Annotated in this window: 1 protein-coding gene; it reads left to right on the top strand. The window is 32.0% G+C overall.

The window, feature by feature from the left end:
• Positions 1 to 54: 54 nt before the first annotated feature.
• A complete protein-coding gene (locus tag BVC87_RS22950; RefSeq protein ID WP_075344721.1) occupies positions 55 to 1,632 on the top strand; it encodes an IS1182 family transposase in 1,578 nt (525 codons plus the stop codon).
• Positions 1,633 to 1,704 lie beyond the last annotated feature (72 nt).

Below are 1,704 nucleotides of genomic sequence, written 5' to 3'. Positions count from 1 at the left end.
TTGTGCCTGTTGCACAAGTTTTGCTAAATGTACAAATAATAGTTATCTTGAATTATGCAAGGCAATAAAGTTTATCAAGAAAAGTTATTTACTAGTTTTCAATTAAGTGATCGTGTTCCTGAGAATAATTTTTACAGAAGGTTATTAGGAATTTTAAACCTACACTTTTTGTACGATTTAACTTCGGTATACTATGGTAGTAGCGGTCAAAAAAGTATTGATCCTATAGTATTCTTTAAATTATGTTTAGTTGGTTATTTAGAAAACATCATCAGTGACCGTCAATTAATAAGACATTGTAGCATGCGCTTGGATATTCTCTTTTTTCTTGGTTATGATTTAGAAGAAGAATTACCTTGGCATAGTACCATTAGTCGTACCCGTCAATTGTTTCCTGAATCTGTTTTTGAAGAAGTATTTACTCATATTTTGGAGTTATGTATAGCTAAAGGTATGGTAAGCGGACATACCCAGATTATTGATTCAGCACCTGTAAAAGCAAATGCAAGTATGGATAGCTTAGAGTTGAAAGTACCAGTCCAAGATTTAGAGTTTTATTTAGCAGAAGTTCGTCATATTAGTAATAGAGATAAAGAAACTTTTCGTAAGGCAAAGTATGATAAAGCTAGTTTAATACAAAAAACAATAACAGCCAATAAAAAAGAATTGAACAATATTGTTTCAAGAAATAAGAAATGGTCACAAGAACAAAACTACCGACCTGGAGCAGGTAATAAAGGGAGTCGTTATACTAGTAATAAAACGCATTATAGCCCTACAGATCCAGATGCTCGTATTAGCGTAAAACCAGGCAAAGCAAGAAAGTTAAATTACACCAGTCAGTTAACAGTAGATAGTAGTCATCATGTAATTACAGATATTAAAGCGTATCATGGTTGCGGAAAAGACAATCAACATTTGCAAGATATTGTAATACGTGTAAAACAACGTTTATGGAAAAAAGGTGTATTCTGGAAAAACTGTTTAGCTGATACAGGTTATAGTAGTGGAGAGAATTATGCATTTTTAGAAATACAAGGATTGCAAAGTTTTATTCCTCCACATGGCACATACAAAGGAGGTCCAGAAGGATTTGTTTATAATAAAAAAGCGGATCATTATCTATGTCCACAAGGAAAGATCATTCCTTTTAAGAAAGTCTTTTTAGATTATCGAACTAAAACCAAGAAGAAAGAATACCGTAGTTCTAGTAAACAATGTAAAGAATGCCCATTAGCAAGTGTTTGTTTAGGAAAAACAGCCAAAGAAAAGAAGTTTAGTGTTACCTATTACCGAGAAGAATATGAGCGTAATAATGCTAGGGTAAACAGTAAGCGAGGAGTGTATATGAAAAAGAAACGGCAAAGTACAGTAGAACCTGTTTTTGGGACATTAACTCAGTTTTTAGGACTGAGAAAGATTAATACAATTGGTTTATCACAAGCAAACAAGGTAATGCACATGAGTGCTATTGCTTACAATCTAAAGAAGTGTTTGAAATTTATTAGTAAAAAAACGAAAAGTGATCGTAAAACTATTAGAGAAACTTTTTTACTGGTATTTCAGGAGTTTTACTTCCATATAATAAGTTATGAGCAATTGAATTTTAAGTTAGAGAAATGTATATCCTAAAAAAAACAAGCCCTTAAAAGAGCTTATTTGATCTTTTGTTTTTTAGATTTTGCTACTTGTGCAACGGTTACC

Source organism: Tenacibaculum agarivorans, from assembly GCF_001936575.1.
GTDB classification, from domain to species: Bacteria; Bacteroidota; Bacteroidia; order Flavobacteriales; family Flavobacteriaceae; genus Polaribacter; species Polaribacter agarivorans.
The sequence above is the reverse complement of the archived record's forward strand: the minus strand, read 5'-3'. Positions and strand labels throughout refer to the sequence as shown.

What these genes read in the sequence shown, in the direction of transcription:
- BVC87_RS22950 (WP_075344721.1), top strand. Translation starts at nt 55, where the DNA reads ATGCAAGGCAATAAAGTTTATCAAGAAAAGTTATTTACTAGTTTTCAA.